Annotated in this window: 16 protein-coding genes; 8 read left to right on the top strand and 8 right to left on the bottom strand. The window is 68.0% G+C overall.

Going from position 1 to position 16,077, the window contains the following annotated elements:
* Positions 1-52 precede the first annotated feature (52 nt).
* The 3 genes from ACVOKU_RS06700 to ACVOKU_RS06690 all read left to right on the top strand — a co-directional run bounded on the left by ACVOKU_RS06700 (position 53) and on the right by ACVOKU_RS06690 (position 1,864).
* Complete coding sequence (locus tag ACVOKU_RS06700) at positions 53-910, top strand: class I SAM-dependent methyltransferase (RefSeq protein WP_481559455.1); 858 nt, start codon at positions 53-55, stop codon at positions 908-910.
* A gap of 85 nt (positions 911-995) precedes the next feature.
* The gene (locus ACVOKU_RS06695; protein WP_065181442.1) at positions 996-1,256 is read left to right on the top strand and encodes a hypothetical protein; all 261 of its coding nucleotides are present in this window, start codon (positions 996-998) and stop codon (positions 1,254-1,256) included.
* 68 nt (positions 1,257-1,324) lie between these two features.
* Entirely contained in the window at positions 1,325-1,864 is a 540-nt protein-coding gene (locus ACVOKU_RS06690) for a pseudouridine synthase (protein ID WP_481559506.1), read from the top strand.
* Between the two features lie 59 nt (positions 1,865-1,923).
* Here the strand turns inward: ACVOKU_RS06690 and ACVOKU_RS06685 are convergent, their stop codons facing one another.
* Positions 1,924-2,313: a hypothetical protein gene (locus tag ACVOKU_RS06685; RefSeq protein WP_053519564.1), complete on the bottom strand. Its 390-nt coding sequence runs from the start codon at positions 2,311-2,313 to the stop codon at positions 1,924-1,926.
* Between the two features lie 118 nt (positions 2,314-2,431).
* Entirely contained in the window at positions 2,432-4,936 is a 2,505-nt protein-coding gene (gene hrpB, locus ACVOKU_RS06680; RefSeq protein ID WP_481559454.1) for an ATP-dependent helicase HrpB, read from the bottom strand.
* A 67-nt stretch (positions 4,937-5,003) separates the two neighbouring features.
* Here hrpB and ACVOKU_RS06675 point away from each other — a divergent pair, with 67 nt between their 5' ends.
* Positions 5,004-5,816: a TatD family hydrolase gene (locus ACVOKU_RS06675; protein ID WP_481559505.1), complete on the top strand. Its 813-nt coding sequence runs from the start codon at positions 5,004-5,006 to the stop codon at positions 5,814-5,816.
* On the opposite strand, the gene ACVOKU_RS06670 is transcribed toward ACVOKU_RS06675, so the two are convergent.
* From ACVOKU_RS06670 to ACVOKU_RS06655, 4 genes are all read right to left on the bottom strand, one after another.
* Positions 5,807-6,739: an SDR family oxidoreductase gene (locus tag ACVOKU_RS06670; RefSeq protein ID WP_481559453.1), complete on the bottom strand. Its 933-nt coding sequence runs from the start codon at positions 6,737-6,739 to the stop codon at positions 5,807-5,809. The genes ACVOKU_RS06675 and ACVOKU_RS06670 overlap by 10 nt on opposite strands.
* The gene (gene panE, locus ACVOKU_RS06665; protein ID WP_481559452.1) at positions 6,736-7,674 is read right to left on the bottom strand and encodes a 2-dehydropantoate 2-reductase; all 939 of its coding nucleotides are present in this window, start codon (positions 7,672-7,674) and stop codon (positions 6,736-6,738) included. The genes ACVOKU_RS06670 and panE overlap by 4 nt, the downstream gene beginning before the upstream one ends.
* A 71-nt stretch (positions 7,675-7,745) precedes the next feature.
* Complete coding sequence (locus ACVOKU_RS06660; protein ID WP_481559451.1) at positions 7,746-8,537, bottom strand: ABC transporter permease; 792 nt, start codon at positions 8,535-8,537, stop codon at positions 7,746-7,748.
* On the bottom strand, positions 8,534-9,502 hold the full coding sequence (locus tag ACVOKU_RS06655; RefSeq protein WP_481559504.1) for an ABC transporter ATP-binding protein: 969 nt from the start codon (positions 9,500-9,502) through the stop codon (positions 8,534-8,536). Before ACVOKU_RS06655 ends, ACVOKU_RS06660 begins: the two co-directional genes overlap by 4 nt.
* An 84-nt stretch (positions 9,503-9,586) precedes the next feature.
* Here ACVOKU_RS06655 and ACVOKU_RS06650 point away from each other — a divergent pair, with 84 nt between their 5' ends.
* Positions 9,587-10,336 (top strand): ferredoxin--NADP reductase, encoded by a 750-nt coding sequence (locus ACVOKU_RS06650; protein WP_481559450.1) that lies wholly within the window; start codon positions 9,587-9,589, stop codon positions 10,334-10,336.
* 50 nt (positions 10,337-10,386) lie between these two features.
* Here ACVOKU_RS06650 and ACVOKU_RS06645 read toward each other — a convergent pair whose 3' ends face one another.
* Entirely contained in the window at positions 10,387-11,556 is a 1,170-nt protein-coding gene (locus ACVOKU_RS06645) for a lytic polysaccharide monooxygenase (RefSeq protein ID WP_481559449.1), read from the bottom strand.
* A gap of 213 nt (positions 11,557-11,769) precedes the next feature.
* On the bottom strand, positions 11,770-12,270 hold the full coding sequence (locus ACVOKU_RS06640; RefSeq protein WP_481559448.1) for a DUF1203 domain-containing protein: 501 nt from the start codon (positions 12,268-12,270) through the stop codon (positions 11,770-11,772).
* Between the two features lie 211 nt (positions 12,271-12,481).
* Between ACVOKU_RS06640 and ACVOKU_RS06635 the strand changes: the two genes are divergently transcribed.
* From ACVOKU_RS06635 to ACVOKU_RS06625, 3 genes are read left to right on the top strand one after another with little or no spacing between them, the layout of a single operon-like run.
* A complete protein-coding gene (locus ACVOKU_RS06635) occupies positions 12,482-14,008 on the top strand; it encodes an alpha/beta fold hydrolase (RefSeq protein ID WP_481559447.1) in 1,527 nt (508 codons plus the stop codon).
* Complete coding sequence (locus ACVOKU_RS06630) at positions 14,005-14,751, top strand: ABC transporter ATP-binding protein (protein WP_481559446.1); 747 nt, start codon at positions 14,005-14,007, stop codon at positions 14,749-14,751. The genes ACVOKU_RS06635 and ACVOKU_RS06630 overlap by 4 nt, the downstream gene beginning before the upstream one ends.
* On the top strand, positions 14,748-15,932 hold the full coding sequence (locus ACVOKU_RS06625; RefSeq protein WP_481559445.1) for an ABC transporter permease: 1,185 nt from the start codon (positions 14,748-14,750) through the stop codon (positions 15,930-15,932). The genes ACVOKU_RS06630 and ACVOKU_RS06625 overlap by 4 nt, the downstream gene beginning before the upstream one ends.
* Positions 15,933-16,077: the final 145 nt, after the last annotated feature.

Here is a 16,077-nt window from a genome sequence, read left to right as displayed (position 1 = left end):
TGGCGCGCGGTGACTGCTAGTCTCGCCGCATCATTCCGCTGGAGTCGCCCCGATGATGCCTGCTTCGTCCCTGCGTGGTTGCCGCCTGTTGCTTGCTTCCGCCCTGCTTGCTGCCGTGCCCGCGTACGCTGCGCCGACCGTGGTGGCGCCGGCGCAGATCCAGGTATCGCCCGCCATCGACGCTGCGGTGAAGGCGTCGACCCGTGATCCGGCCAACGTCAAGCGTGATGGCTACCGTCATCCGGCACAGTCGCTGGCCTTCTTCTCGGTGGCACCGGAGAAGACCGTCATCGAAATCACTCCGGGCAACGGTTGGTATTCGGAAATCCTCGCGCCGCTGCTGCATGACAAGGGCCGGTACGTGGCAGCCGTGGTCGACCCGATGGCGGTGGCAGAAGGTCGTGGCCGCGACTACCAGCAGCGCAGCCGCGATGGCCTGGAAAAGAAGTTCGCCGGTGCGCCGGCACAGTTCGGCAAAGCAGTCGTGGTCGCCTACGATCCGGCCAAGCCGGTGTTCGGACCGGCGAACTCGGCCGATGTGGTGCTGACCTTCCGCAACGTGCACAACTGGCGCAAGGCCGGCCAGGCGCAGGGCATGTTCCAGGGCTTCTTCAACGTGCTCAAGCCGGGCGGCGTGCTGGGCGTGGTGGAGCACCGCGCCAAGGCCGATGTGGCCGACGACGATGACACCGGTTATGTCGGCCAGCAGCAGGTGATCGCCCTGGCCGAGGCCGCCGGCTTCAGGTTGGATGCGCGCAGCGAGATCAATGCCAACCCGCGCGACACCAAGGATCATCCCAACGGCGTGTGGACCCTGCCGCCGACCAACCAGCATGACAAGGCCGACGCCGCGAAGTACCAGGCCATCGGCGAAAGCGATCGCATGACCCTGCGCTTCATCAAGCCCTGAGGCGAAGCCTCGCAGCCGCAAGCGGCAATGGACACACGTGTATCCGCCGGGCCTGGCCCGGCGCGACAGTCAAAGGAGTGAGAGGTTGAAGAAGATCCTGTACATCGTGATCGCAGTCCTGGTGCTGGTACGCCTGTTCGACTTCGCCTTCCATGGCGGCAATACCTATGACCTGCTGGGCGCGGTGGGGTTCGCGGTGCTGTTGATCGGCATCCTGCAGGATGAACGCGCGCGCCGTGCGAGCCCGCCATTGGCGTCCCAGCGGCGGCGGGCGGCGATCGCATCGGCCTGTGGCATTGCGCTGGTGCTTGTTTCGTTCCTGCTGAAATGGAAGGTCTTCGGCTGAGGCGCCCGTGATCGCGATGGCAGCGCCGGGATGGGACAATGCCGCATCCACCGTCTGCCGTGCCTGCGATGCTGATTGCCTTCAACAAGCCGTTCAATGTGCTGTGCCAGTTCACCGATCGCAGCGTCCCGCCGCGCCCCACCCTGGCGGGGTTCGGCCTGCCGCCGCGTGTGTATGCGGCCGGCCGGCTGGATCATGACAGTGAAGGCCTGCTGCTGCTGACCGACAACGGTCCCTTGGCGCACAGGTTGACCGACCCGAAGCACAAGGCCGACAAGACCTACTGGGTGCAGGTGGAAGGCACGCCTGGCGAGGACCAGCTGCAGCGCCTGCGCAGCGGCGTGATCCTCAATGACGGGCCGACCCTGTCGGCGAAGGTCGAACGGCTCGATCCCGCGCCGGAGCTGTGGACGCGCGATCCGCCCGTGCGTTTCCGCAAGACCGTGCCGGATACCTGGCTGGCGATCACGATCCGTGAAGGGCGCAACCGCCAGGTACGGCGGATGACCGCCGCCGTGAACCTGCCCACCCTGCGCCTGGTGCGGGTGGCAATGGGTCCTTACCGGCTGGATGATCTGCGCCCCGGACAGTGGCGGCAGATCGGCTGAAACGAAACGGGCCGGAGATCACCCACAGGCGATCTCCGGCCCGGATGCAGCCACCTGCCTCAGGCGTCGCTGCCGATATCGCTGTGCTCGTCGACCACGGTGTCGTTGCGGCGGTCGCGGGCACTGATGCGCTGCGCCTGGCCATCGACGACGTGACCATTGGCCGCCTTCTTCTTCTGCTGCTTGCGATACAGGGCGTAGCCCAGCAGACCCACACCCACTGCCGCGGCGGCGATGGTCACTGCCGGATTGCGGCGGGCGAACTTGGTGGCAACCTTGCCACCGGTCTTCACTGCGCCCAGTGCGGCTCCCGTCTTGATCCAGTCGCTGGCCTGCGGACCCAGATGGCGCAGGCTGCCGCCGGCACTCTTCAGGCCGTCGCCCGCGGTGTGGGCCAGGTCCAGGGCGCGCTCCAGGGCGCGGTCGGTAATCACGGTCAGTCTGCTCATGCGGGGGTCCTTTGCCTCGGGTCGAAGTCCAGTGTGGCGCGTTGCCCGTAAACGGTATGTCAGTCGGGCAGTCACACGGCGTGACTCTACGCGCTCCATTCAGGATCAGGCAGGAGTGCTATGTTCCGCGTGGTTTGGCCCGGTGGGTGGCGGTGGCTGTCCACGGGTCGTCCGGCCAGGGATGGCGGGGATAGCGGCCCTTCATCTCTTTCTTCACCTCGGCATAGGTGTTTTCCCAGAAGTTGCGCAGGTCCTGGGTGACCTGCAGCGGACGACCGCCGGGCGACAGCAGGTGCAGGGTCAGCGGCACGCGCCCATCGGCGATGCGGGGCGTGTCTGCCAGCCCGAACAACTCCTGCAGCTTCACGGCCAGCACCGGTGGCAGCGGTTCGCCGGACTCGCTGTCCAGTGCATAGGTGATGGGCCGCTCCAGCCCGGAGGGCACAGTGATGCGGGTTGGCGCATGCCGCTCCACGAGCTGCCGCTGTGACCATGCCAGGGGCGACTTCAGCGCTTCTGCGAAGCTGGCTTCGTCCAGCGCATCGAGGCGGCTCTTGCCGGCAAACGCAGGCTGCAGCCACTGCGCGCGGGTGGCGAGCAGCGTGGCATCGCTGCAGTCGGGCAGCTCCAGCTCGGGCATCCAGCGACGCAGCGACTCCACCCGTGCCCGCCACTGGCGCAGGGCCTCGGTCCACGGCAATGCCTGCAGGCCGAGCTCGGCAACAGCCTCGGTCAAGGCGCTGGCCGCGTGTTCCGGATCGACCCGGCCCGCCGAACGACTGTCCAGCACGACGCGATCGAAGCGGGTTTCGCGCAATGCGACCAGCGCACGCCGTTCGCCGTCCCAGCGTACGGTGTCGGCGGTGACGAAGCGCTGCGGGTAGATCCTGCGCAGATGGTCCTCATCGACCGGCGCGGCGCGCAGCAGCAGCGCATCGCGGGCCTCGAAACGCAGTTCGCTGGCGACCAGCCACGGTTCGCCACGCAGATCGCTCAGTTCATGCAGGCGCGCGCTGCGCCCGTTGGCGAGCAGGTAGCGCAGCGGATCGCCCGGATGCTGGAAGCCGATGCGATCGGGAAAGGCGTGCGCCAGCAGATCGCCCAGCGCGTGCGCTTCGATGCTGGCAGGGGGCGCGGCATCGCAGCGCAGCCGACGCCGCCACTGGCGCGCGGCGGCATCAATGGCAGCCAGTCCACCACGACTGGCATCGGCCGGCGCGCGGCCAGCGCGGAACGCGGCCAGCGCGCGCCAGCGTGCCGCCAGTGCATCGCCGCCCTGGCGCAGGGGGTCGCGTGCTTCCAGCAGCGCCGCCAGATCGGCCGCCAGCGCCTGTGCCTGCGGGTCAGGGGCGGCGAGCAGCATCACGGCCATGCGCGGATGGGTACCCAGCGCCAGCACGCGTCGGCCCAAGGCGGTGATCGCGCCCGACTCCGACAACGCGCCCAGGCGGTGCAGCAGCTCGCGCGCCGCACCCATCGGTCCGCTTGGAGGCGGATCGAGAAAGCGCAGGTCGCTGCTGCCCCACGCCGCCAGCTCCAGCGCCAGTCCTGCCAGTTCGACCTGGTCGATCTCGGCACGCCGCTGAGGCTCCAGCCGCTGCGACTGCGGCCACAGGCGCCAGGCCACGCCCTCGGCCACGCGGCCGGCACGACCGGCACGCTGGTCGGCCGAGGCCTGCGCAATGGCCACCACGTCCAGGCGGGTGAAGCCGCTGTTCGGGTCATAGCGGGGCTCGCGTGCCAGGCCGCTGTCGATCACCACGCGCACGCCGGGCAGGGTCACCGAGGATTCGGCCACGTTGGTGGCCAGCACCACGCGGCGGCGGCCCTCATCTGCAGGTTGCAGCACGCGCGCCTGCTGTTCCACCGGCAGTTCGCCATGCAGTGCCAGGACCTCGGTGCTGCCGCCGATCGATTCCTGCAGACCGGCCTGCACGCGGGCGATCTCCCGCTGGCCAGGCAGGAACACCAGCACGTCGCCCGGGTGCTCGACCAGCGCCTGCTGCACTGCGCGGCGGACCTGCAGTTCCAAAGATTCTTCGCGACGCGCCGGGAAGTGGCTGACCGTGACGGGGTAGCTGCGGCCCTCGCTGCTCAAGCGGGGTGCGTCGAGGAAGCGTGCCAGCCGCTCGCCATCCAGGGTCGCCGACATCACCACCAGCCGCAGGTCGTGGCGCAGCTGTGCCTGTACGTCCAGCGCCAGTGCCAATCCCAGGTCGCCGCTGAGGTGGCGCTCATGGAACTCGTCGAACAGGATCGCGCCCACCTGTTCCAGCAACGGGTCGTCCTGCAGCATGCGGGTCAGGATGCCTTCGGTCACCACTTCGATGCGGGTGCGCGCGGACACCCGGTTCTCGAAGCGGATGCGGTAGCCGACGGTATCGCCGACCTCCTCACCGAGCTGCCGTGCCATGAACATCGCTGCGCTGCGCGCGGCCACCCGGCGCGGCTCCAGCAGGATGATCCTGCGGCCCTGCAGCCACGGTGCATCGAGCAGCGCCAGCGGTACCTGGGTGGTCTTGCCGGCGCCCGGTGGTGCTTCCAGCACGAGCCGTGGCTGTGCGGCCAGATGCTGCTGGATCTGCGGCAGCAGCGGAGAAATGGGGAAGTGCGGGGCGTCCATGCGCAAAGGATAAGGGGCCACGCTGGGCACGGGTACAATGCGCAGGCACATTTCCTCCACGATGACCATGCACCTGATCGACATCGGCGCCAATCTGACCCACGACTCCTTCGACCGCGACCGCGACGCCGTGCTGCAGCGTGCCCGCCAGGCCGGGGTGGTGCAGATGGTCGTCACGGGGGCCAGCCGCGAGCACTCTCCGCTGGCGCTGCAGCTGGCCCAGCAGCATCCGGGATTCCTGTATGCGACGGCCGGCGTACACCCGCATCATGCGGTGGAGTACACCGAAGAATGCGACGCGGAGATGCGCGCCCTGCATGCCCACCCGGAAGTGGTGGCGGTCGGCGAGTGCGGACTGGACTACTTCCGTGACTTCTCGCCGCGACCTGCCCAGCACCGTGCGTTCGAGCGCCAGCTGCAGCTGGCGGCGGAGAACGGCAAGCCGCTGTTCCTGCACCAGCGCGACGCGCACGCCGACTTCATGGCGCAGATGAAGAACTTCGAGGGTCGCCTCGGGCCGGCGGTGGTGCACTGCTTCACCGGTGAACGGGAGGAGTTGTTTGATTACCTCGACCAGGACTGGTACATCGGCATCACCGGCTGGCTCTGCGACGAGCGTCGCGGGGCGCACCTGCGCGAGCTGGTGAAGAGCATTCCGGCCGATCGCCTGATGATCGAGACCGATGCGCCGTACCTGCTGCCGCGCACGCTCAAGCCGATGCCGAAGGATCGCCGCAACGAACCGATGTTCCTTTCGCACATCGTCGAGGAGCTGGCGCGTGATCGTGGCGAGGATGTCGTGCTGACCGCAGCCCATGCCACGGCGGCAGCCCGTGCCTTCTTCCGGCTGCCCGACGCCGGCACTGCACGTCAGCCGTGAGTGCCCGGATCCGGTAGCGCTGGGCCATGCCCGGCGAGCGAAGCGGCAAGCTCCGTCAGCCCTTCCCGATACGTCGGAAACTGCGGCGTCCATCCCAGCGCTTCGCGCGTGCGACGGCTGTCGATGCGCTTGCTGCCTTCGTAGAAGCGTCGCAGGGCCGGGCTCAGCGACGGGTCGTCCCACGCCACTGCCGGTGGCATCGCAAAGCCTCCCAGCTGCGCGGCGAAGGCCAGCACGTCCTGCGGCGGTGCCGGCTCATCGTCGCTGGGCAGGTACAGCGCCTGCAGGGTAGGTCGCCGCATCGCCGCGATGATCACCGCTACCAGGTCCTGTACATGCAGGCGGTTGAACAGCAGGCCCGGCTTCAGCACATGGCGGGCACGCCCCTGCGCGAGCTGCACCAGTGCATTGCGGCCGGGACCATACAGCCCGGGCAGCCGGAACACTGCCGAGGCGATGCCGCGCCGGCTGGCCAGTGCGCGCCATTGCGACTCCGCGCGCAGGCGCTGCAGGCCCGCAGGCCCGGTGGCGTCGGCCACGCTGTCCGCATCGATCCAGCCGCCCTGGCGGTCGCCGTACACCGACGTCGACGACAGATAGCCCACCCACTGCAATGCGGGACTGTCTTCCAGTGCCGTGCGCAGCATGCGCACTGCCGGGTCGCCGTCGGCATCGGGCGGTATGCTGCCCAGCACCGCATCGGCGCGCGCGATGTCATCCAGAAGCGCGGGTGCAGGTGCTGTGCCAGCGCAGAGTCGATGGCAGCGCAGGCCATCGACGGCTGCCGTGGACGGATCGCGTACGGTGCCGGCGACCTGCACGCCCAGCGCTTTCAGGCGAGCCGCCAGTACGCGCCCGCTCCAGCCCATGCCCAGGATCAGCACCCGTCCGGGCAACGGACCGGCGGGCAGCGTCAGGCTCACGCCCGGCGCTGCGCCTGGTAGGCCTGCAGGCTGCTGTAGGCGACCTGCAGCAGCACGCCCTGCTGGCCGGCGCTGCGTGCACGCACCAGCATGTCACCGACGATGTGGCCGGCCTCCACCTGCTGCCCGGCCTCCAGGTCACGCAACATCGAGGCCTTCAATGCCGAGCCGGCCTGGGTCAAGGTCCCGCGCGCAGTGTCCTGCGCTGCCGCCGGCACCGCCTCACCGGCCGCCTCCGCCACGGCCAGGCACTCGTCGTACAGGCCCTGCACGATGGCCGTGCCATCATCGGTCGCGACAATCGTGCCGATGTCCGCGCGCAACAGGCAGGTCGCCGCGGCAAGCGCGGTGAGGAAGGTGTACTTGATCCACTGCTCCTGGCCGATGCGTTCGCTGGCCAGGTGATCGAGGTTGGCCTGCGTGCAGGCGGCTGCGAAGGCACGCACGCGCGCCGAGAGCGCGCCACCGTCGCGTTCCCCGAAGGTGAGCTTGGCGGGCTTCCCCAGATGCACCACCGCACCGTCCGGTGCCTTGGTCGCACTGATGAAGCACAGCCCGCCCAGCACCGCCTCGCGGCCGAAGCGTGCATCCAGATCGTTGTAGTGATGCAGCCCGTTGAGGATCGGCAGCACGGTGGTGCCGGGCCCCACCGCCGGCGCGATGGCCTCGATCGAGCTGTCCAGGTCGTAGGCCTTGCAGCTGAGGATGACCAGGTCGAAGGGTTTCTCCCGGGCCAGCGCGGGCAGCGCATCGGCTGTCACGTGCTGCACCGGGAAGGCGGCATCGCCGACCGGACTGCGGATCACCAGTCCATCGCGCGCAAGCTGCCCGGCGCGGGCAGGGCGGACCAGGAAGGTCACGTCCACACCGGCCTGGGCCAGGCGACCGCCGAAGTAACCGCCGGTACCGCCGGCGCCGAGAATCAGGATGCGCATTGCACGTTCACCGTTGTCTGCGGAACCAATGTTGCGAGTGTGCCGGGGATCGCGACCCCGGCGATCGGCGCTCAGCTGCGCATGCCCACGCCGCGGCGCAGCAGCCACAGTGCCACCACTGTCAGCACCACCACGAAGCCGATCATCAGCGCGTACGCGACCCACAGCGGCACGTCACTGCTGCCCAGCAGGCCGTAGCGGAACGCGTTGACCATGTAGAAGATCGGGTTCGCATGGGTCGCCGCTTCAGCCCAGGCCGGCAGCAGCTTCACCGAATAGAACACGCCGCCCAGATAGGTCAGCGGGGTCAGGATGAAGGTCGGAACGATCGCCACGTCGTCGAACTTCTTCGCGTACACGGCATTGATGAAGCCGGCCAGCGAGAAGATGGTAGCGCCCAGCAGCACCGTGGTCAGTGTCACCAGCGGGTGCGGGATGCGCACGGGGGTGAAGAACATCGCGATGATCAGCACGATCACGCCGACCATCAGGCCGCGCAGCACCGCACCGGCCACGTAACCCCACAGGATCACCCAGTTCGGCATCGGGCTCACCAGCAGCTCTTCCACGTGGCGGCCGAACTTGGCGCCGAAGAAGGACGAGCTGATGTTGCCGTAGCTGTTCTGGATCACGCTCATCATGACCAGCCCGGGTACGATGAACTGCATGTAGCTGTACCCGCCCATCTCGCCCACGCGCGAGCCGATCAGGCCGCCGAAGATGAGGAAGTACAGGGTCATGGTGATCGCCGGCGGCACCAGCGTCTGGCCCCAGATGCGCATGATCCGGGTCACTTCGCGGCGCACGATGGTCAGCAGCGCGACGCGGTTGCGCTGGCCGTCGGTCAGCTCGGTGGTGCTCATGCGGATTTCTCCTGGTTGCCGGTGAGGCGCACGAACAGCTCCTCCAGGCGGTTGCTCTTGGTACGCATCGAGCGCACGCGGATGCCGGCTTCATTCAGCGCGGCGAACACGCGGTTCAGATCCATCGCCCGTGGCATGTCGATGTCCAGCGTGTGCGCGTCGGGCGCGCTGAGGGTTGCGCCCTCGATCGCCGGCAGCTGCACCGGCAGATCGCCATCGATGTCCAGCAGGAAGCCTTCCACGTCCAGCTTGGCCAGCAGCGCGCGCATCGGCCCCTGCTCGACGATCTGGCCGTGGTTGATGATCGCCAGGTGCCGGCACAGGTACTCGGCCTCCTCCAGGTAGTGGGTGGTGAGGATGATCGTCGTGCCAGCGGCATTGATCTCCTTCAGCACCCGCCACATGTCGCGCCGGATCTCGATGTCCACGCCCGCGGTCGGCTCATCCAGGATCAGCAGGCGGGGACGCGTCATCATCGCGCGGGCGATCATCAGCCGGCGCTTCATGCCGCCGGACAGGGTGCGGCTCATCACCTGCGCCTTCTCCCACAGATGGGCACGCTTGAGTTCCTCTTCCGCGCGCTGCTCCGCTTCCTCGCGCGGTACGCCATAGAAGCCGGCGTAGTTCACAAGAATGTCGAAGGGTTTTTCGAACAGGTTGAAGTTGATTTCCTGCGGCACCAGGCCGATCAGGCGCATGGTCGCGCTGCGGTTGCGCACCAGGTCGCTGCCGAACACCTCCACCTGGCCCTCGCTGAGGTTGACCAGGGAGCTGATGATGCCGATCAGGGTGGACTTGCCAGCCCCGTTGGGGCCCAGCAGGGCGAAGAAGTCGCCCGGGGCGACCTCCAGCGAGACCCCCTTCAGGGCCTGGGTTCCGTTGTCGTAGGTTTTGCGCAGGTCGCGCACGCGCAGGGCGGGCGCCGTATCGTTCAGGGATGCCAAGCTCGAAGCCTTCGCGCCTATGGGCTGGCGCTGGAGAGGGGCGGGGAAGGGCTATTATAGAAGACCCCGAGGGCTTGCCCCGGCTACACACTGTCCCGAAAAGTCGTGCCTGTTCAATTCCCCCTCAAGCTGGTCGGCCGCCGCATGCTGGCCCCGACCGTCGGCCACTACCAGTTCGTGCGCGACGATGGCCAGCCGCTGGATTTCCAGCCCGGCCAGTTCATCCAGGTCCATTTCAGCTACGCCGATGGCACCGAGACCAAGCGCAGCTATTCCCTGGCCACCGTGCATGATCACGCACTGGGGCCCGGCGAAGCCGTGGATATCGCGGTCAGTTTCGTGCCCGGCGGCGCCGCTACGGCGCTGTTCGAGGCGCTGGAAGCCGGCGGCCAGATCAGCGCGTCCGGCCCGTACGGGCGGTTCTGCCTGAACCCCGGCGATCACAACGCGCGCTATCTGCTGATCGCCACCGGCACCGGCGTGACCCCCTATCGCTCGATGCTGCCGCTGCTGGAAAGGGCCATGACCGAACGCGGCGTGCAGGTCGTCCTGCTGCAGGGGGCACGCAGCCCGGGCGAACTGCTGTACAGCGAAGATTTCTACAGTTTCGCCGAAACGCACGCGAACTTCCGCTATGTTCCGTGCCTGTCGCGGGAGTTGCCGGAACAGGCCCACGCCGACGTCCATCATGGCTACGTGCAGCAGGCCCTGGCCGGCTTCACGCCGGACCCGGCCACCGATATCGCCTACCTGTGCGGCAACCCGGACATGGTCGATGCCTGCGCCGAGCTGCTCAAGGCGGCCGGGCTGGGCAGCCCGCAGATCCGCCGCGAGAAGTACGTCAGCAGCAAGTGAGTGCGCTGCGGAGAGGCGGTGCCAGCCGCCTCCCGCAGACCTCGCCGGTCTCAGTACGGCACCCAGGCATCACGCCAGGCTGCGCCCACGCCCGGCCGGTACGCGTCGGCGTTGACGTTGCACCACGCGCCTTCAGGGAACGGGCGGCAGGCATACAGCCGGCCATCGCTGCCCTTCACCACGGTCTGCCCGGGCACATAGCTGCCGATGCCTGCCGGGTATACGTAGTCGAAGTCGCCGCCCGGCGAAGGCGTGCCCGGATCGGGTACCCGGGTGTCCAGCTGGAAGCGGTTGCCCTCCTTCAGATAGACCCGGTTGCCGGTCGCCGACGCCGTCGGCGTGATCGTGCCGTTGGACAGTACGCCCACCCGCGCGTGCTGGCTGGCGCCATTGACCTTGCGAGCCAGCACCAGCGGCCACTGCGCGGCCGCCGTCTGGCCGCTGGCCAGTGTGGCCTCCACCCGCTCCACATCGTTGCCGCTGGCGTTGAACACGCGCAGCGCCAGGACGGTGCCGACCGGCAGATCGCCACGCGCGGTGAGCGGGCCGGCATCCTGCCACTGCGATGCCGGGGGAGTGCTGCCGCCCTCGAAACGCACATCCATGCAGGTGTAGAACGCTTCGGTCGAATCCGCGCGCTGCCACGTGTTGTAGATCACGTGCTGGCCCGTGCGCTGTGGCAGCGGGCACTGCAGCCTGTACGTGCCATCGGCGGACAGCGGGGTGTTGCCCAGTGTGCAGAACTCCTGCAGGTCCGCCCAGCGCAGAGGACTGCCCGGTGTCCAGCCTTCGCGGGTAACGAAGAATCGCCAGTCACGCGTGGCATGCGGTGCGGTGGCCTTGAACACGAAGGTGAACCTGCCGTTCGCATCGGGTTGGATCGGCGTGGTCTGCCAATCACTGCGGTTCAGATCCAGGCCGCGGAAGGTCGGGTTGTTGCCGCTGCACAGCGTGCCGTCGGGTACGACGGCCTGATGGTTGCCATTGGCGTTGGCCTGGTTGATGCCGTTCCAGTCGTAGAACGCCTGCGAGCCGGCGAGTGCTTTCGCGGCGGCGCAGGCCGGGTTGGTCGGATTCTCCGGATTGCCCTGGAAACAGGCGTAGACGCGACTGGCCGGCGTGGTCATGGTGCCGTGCGCGAATGCGCTGCCGGCCAGGCAGATCAGGCCGGCGGCTGCGAATGAGCTGGCCAGCACAACACGTGTGGATCGGAATGACATGGCGCATCCTTGTGGTCGTCGATGGGAACGGTGACCGCAGGCGTTGCGCTGCGCAGCGGACGGTCGGCGGCACCTCGGCGAGTATCGAGGTGCGCTGCATCGCGCGGTACCTTGGAAGTGCCGTTCCGTGACTGCCTGCGTGAAGCCTTTCCCACAGGCTTCACGCAGGCCTGAACGGATGCGCAGAAGGTCACGCGTCGTGCGTGGTGCCGATCACGCGACGCCGTGTGTCCGCGCGTCCTGATCCACCCGGTCCGCCTGGCACGAAAAGCACCCGTAGCCTGCGTTGTGCAACTGCACGAAGGCCACCGCGGGATCGGCGAACAACACATCGAGCTGCACCCCGACCTCGTTGCCGGGGCAGACCTGCCCGCTGATCATCAGTGCATCCGCGTCGTAGGCGCGCAGTGAGATCAGCCGTCGCTCGACGTAGGGCGGAACGACCCCGGTGGGCAGGACGCAGCGCGTAGCGCCGCGCTGCACGAAGATCGGACCGGACGCGCGATAGGGCGAGTGCCTGGCCAGGTGGGTATGGGGCAGCAGAAGCAGTTCGGCGCCACTTGGGGGGTCGGACAGGCTGACCCGGCACGGATGGCCGCCGCGATCCCCGGCCCAGCGTCGCAGGATGCCCTGCGCAGCCAGCGTGCGGTCGCTCTGTTCGAACAGGTGCTGGAAGGGGCGGTGATCGAGGCCGCTGAGGTACCACGCGTTCATGGGAATCTCCTGGGTTCGCCATGAGTCTGCGTGGCCGACGGCTGCGCTGCTCGCCATGATGCGACGCCGCATTCGATCCGGCCGACAGGGGACTGGCTTTCCAGTGACGATTGCCCATCGCCGCCAGCCTCCTGCCCGTGTAAGTTGGGTCACATCTTCCGCGGCAGCCCGTCGTGGTCGACAGGAACGTCTTCCAGGGGAAACGAGCACGATGCAAAGACACCACCTCGCACTGGCCGGCGCGCTGGCCAGCCTGCTGCTTGCCGGTTGCGGCGCGGCGCCTTCCGGCAGCGCCGATGCGGCGGCGGAAACGCCCGGCCGCCGCTACGGACAGATCGACTTCCAACCCTGCACATTGACCACGATGGGCGCCAGCGCCAACGTCGAGGCACAGTGCGCCACCCTGCAGGTGGCCGAGGACAGGGCGCAGCCGCAAGGGCGGAAGATCAACCTCCGTATCGCCTGGCTGGAATCGGGCAACAGTGGCTCCGGCCAACCGGATCCGGTGTTCTTCCTCGCCGGCGGACCCGGGCAGGCAGCCAGCGAGGTGGCGGTCATCGTCGATACCGCCCTGCGCCAGGTCCGCAAGCAACGCGACATCTTCCTGATCGACCAGCGCGGCACCGGTGGCTCCAACCCGCTCACCTGCCTGGGCGCAGATGGCAAGGAACTGACGTTCGACGAGGAGGCGCCCCCCAGCGAGGCGCTGCTGCGCGACTACGCCCAGCGCTGCGCGAGCTCGTTGCAGGGACGCGCCGATGCGCGTTTCTACACCACCGGCGACGCCGTTGCCGATCTGGATGCCGTGCGCCAGGCGCTGGGCGTGGATGCGCTGAACCTGGTGGGTGGTTCCTACGGAACCCGCGTGGCCCAGCGTTATGCCGCCGCCTATCCGCAGCACACCCGCAGCATCGTCATCGACGGCGTCGTTCCGAACGAGCTGGTGGTCGGTGGCGACTTTGCCAATACCTTCGAAGACGCGATCAATCTGCAGTCGGCGCAGTGCCGCAAGGACCCGGCGTGCAGCAAGCGCTTTCCGACCGACACCAGCAAACAGCTGCGCGGCGTGCTCGATACGCTGCGCGCCGCGCCGGTGACCGTTGACTACCGCGACCCCGGCACGAACGCGCCGCGGCGCGACGTGCTGACGCCGGACAGCGTAATGGGGCTGGCGTTCGCCTTCTCCTATGTTCCGCAGTACGCCTCGCTGTTGCCGCTGGTGCTGGACGAGGCTGCGCAGGGCCGCTACGCACCGCTCGCCTCGCTGGCACGCGGTGCCAACCGCAGCATGGGCTTCCAGATCAACCGCGGCATGCAGTGGTCGGTGATCTGCAGCGAGGACGCTCCGCGCTACCACGCGCCAGCCGCCAATGCCGAGCGCCTGTTCGGCAACGAGGTGGCCAGCGCCTTCTTCGCGCCGTGTGCTGTCTGGCCGCACACCGCGGCCCCCGCCGCAGATGCCGCACCGCTGCGCAGCGAGGTGCCGGCGCTGCTGCTGTCCGGTGAACTGGACCCGGTCACGCCACCGCGCTACGCCGCACAGGTGCTCAAGGGGCTGCCGCAGGGGCGCGCACTGGTCGCGCGCGGCCAGGGCCACGGCACGCTCTCCGCCGGCTGCATGCCCCGCCTGCTGGGCCAGTTCATCGACAGCACCGATGCCAAGGCGCTGGATGCCAGCTGCCTGGATACGCTGAGCTACGTGCCGGCGTTCACCTCGTTCAACGGATGGGAACCATGATCGTCGCCGACAACCTGCACAAGGCCTTCGATACCCGCACCGGCCGCATCCAGGCAGTGGCCGATATCGGCTTCCGCGCCGAGGACGGTCGCATCACCGGTCTGCTTGGCCCGAACGGTGCCGGCAAGACCACCACCATGCGCATGCTGTACACCCTGATGACGCCTGACCAGGGCAGCATCAGCGTCGATGGCATCGATGCCGCGCGCAATCCCGTGGAGGTCCGTCGCCACCTGGGCGTGCTGCCCGATGCGCGGGGCGTCTACAAGCGGTTGACCGCGCGCGAGAACATCGCCTATTTCGGCCGCCTGCACGGCCTGTCCGAAGCACGCATCCGCGAGCGCATCGACGTGCTGTCGCAGGCGCTGGACATGGGCGACATCCTCGACCGCCAGACCGATGGCTTCTCGCAGGGCCAGCGCACCAAGACCGCGATCGCGCGCGCACTCGTGCACGATCCGCGCAATGTGATTCTCGACGAGCCGACCAACGGCCTGGATGTGATGACCACCCGTGCACTGCGCCGGTTCCTGCTGGGACTTCGTGAGGAAGGGCGGTGCGTGATTCTGTCCAGCCACATCATGCAGGAGGTGGCTGCACTGTGCGACCACATCGTGATCATCGCCAAGGGCACGGTCATGGCCGCCGGCAGTGCCGATGAGCTGCGCGCGCAGTCCGGCGAAGCCAATCTGGAAGATGCGTTCGTGAAACTGATCGGCAGCGAAGAGGGCCTGCACGCATGAGCATGATGTCGACCCTGATGACGGTGATGCGCAAGGAGCTGCGTGATCTCTCCCGCGACCGCCGCACGCTGATGCTGACCCTGCTGTTCGGTCCGCTGCTGTACCCGGTGCTGCTGCTGGGCATGGGCAAGCTGGCCGAGAGCCGCGTGCGCACGCAGATCGAGCAACCGCTGCAGATCCCGACCATCGGCGCGGACAACGCACCGAACCTGGTCCGCTTCCTGGCCGCGCAGGGGCTCAATGCCAGCGCAGCACCCAAGGACCTGGCTGCGGCCATCCACAACCAGGACATCGACGTCGCGCTGCGCATCAGCGATGACTTCGGCGAGGACTGGGCCGCGGGCAGGCCGGCGCTGGTGGAGGTGATCAAGGACAGCACCCGGCGTGCCGCCGAAGTGCCCAGCGCACGCCTGGAAGCGGCGCTGGCCACCTACAACGGCCAGGTGGGCGCACTGCGGCTGATGGCACGCGGCGTGGATGCCCAGGTCGCGCGTCCGCTGGACGTGGGCAGCCAGGATCTGGCCAGTGCCGAAGCGAAACGGGGCATGATCCTGTCGATGCTGCTGCCGGTGCTGTTGACCCTGACCTCGTTCATCGGCGGCGCCTATCTGGTGATGGACGCCACCGCTGGCGAACGTGAGCGGCAGTCACTCGAGCCACTGCTGGCAACGCCCGGCTCTCGCAGCGCGATCGTCAGTGGCAAGATCGCCGCCGCCTGCGTGGTCGGCTTCGCGTCCCTGCTGTTGACCCTGGTGGCTTTCAAGGTCAGCGCGCAGATCGCCCCGGGCAACATCGGCCGCCAGTTCAACATGAATGTCGGCTCGATGCTGCAGATGCTGCTGGTGATGCTGCCGATGCTGCTGATCGGTACCTCGCTGCTGACCTTCCTGTCGGCGGCGGCCAAGAGCATGAAGGAAGCACAGAGCCACATGACCTGGCTGATGCTGCTGCCGATGCTGCCCGGCTACGCGCTGGTCGCCTACCCGCTGAAGAGCGAGCTGTGGCAGTACGCGGTGCCGTTCCTGTCGCAGAACCAGATGCTGCTGAAGGTCATCCGCCACGAAGTGATCAGTCCCAGCGTCTGGGCGATCTATCTGGGCGCCAGTCTCGGTCTGGCCGCACTGCTGTGGTTTGCCGCCGTGCGCCGCTACCACAACGAACGCCTGGCGATTTCCGGCTGACCGCCACTGGAAGCGCCGGGCCCTGCCCGGCGGATACGGAACGAGGCCCGGTCATGCCGGGCCTCGCTGTTTTCAGGTTCGCGTTGCCTGCCAAGCGGCGAAGCGCCGGGCGATCACCGGGGCCAGCCGGTCGACGTTTTCCCAG

The organism is Stenotrophomonas sp. STEN147 (genome assembly GCF_056757995.1).
Note: the sequence above shows the minus strand (reverse complement) of the source record. Positions and strands in the feature narration are given on the sequence as shown.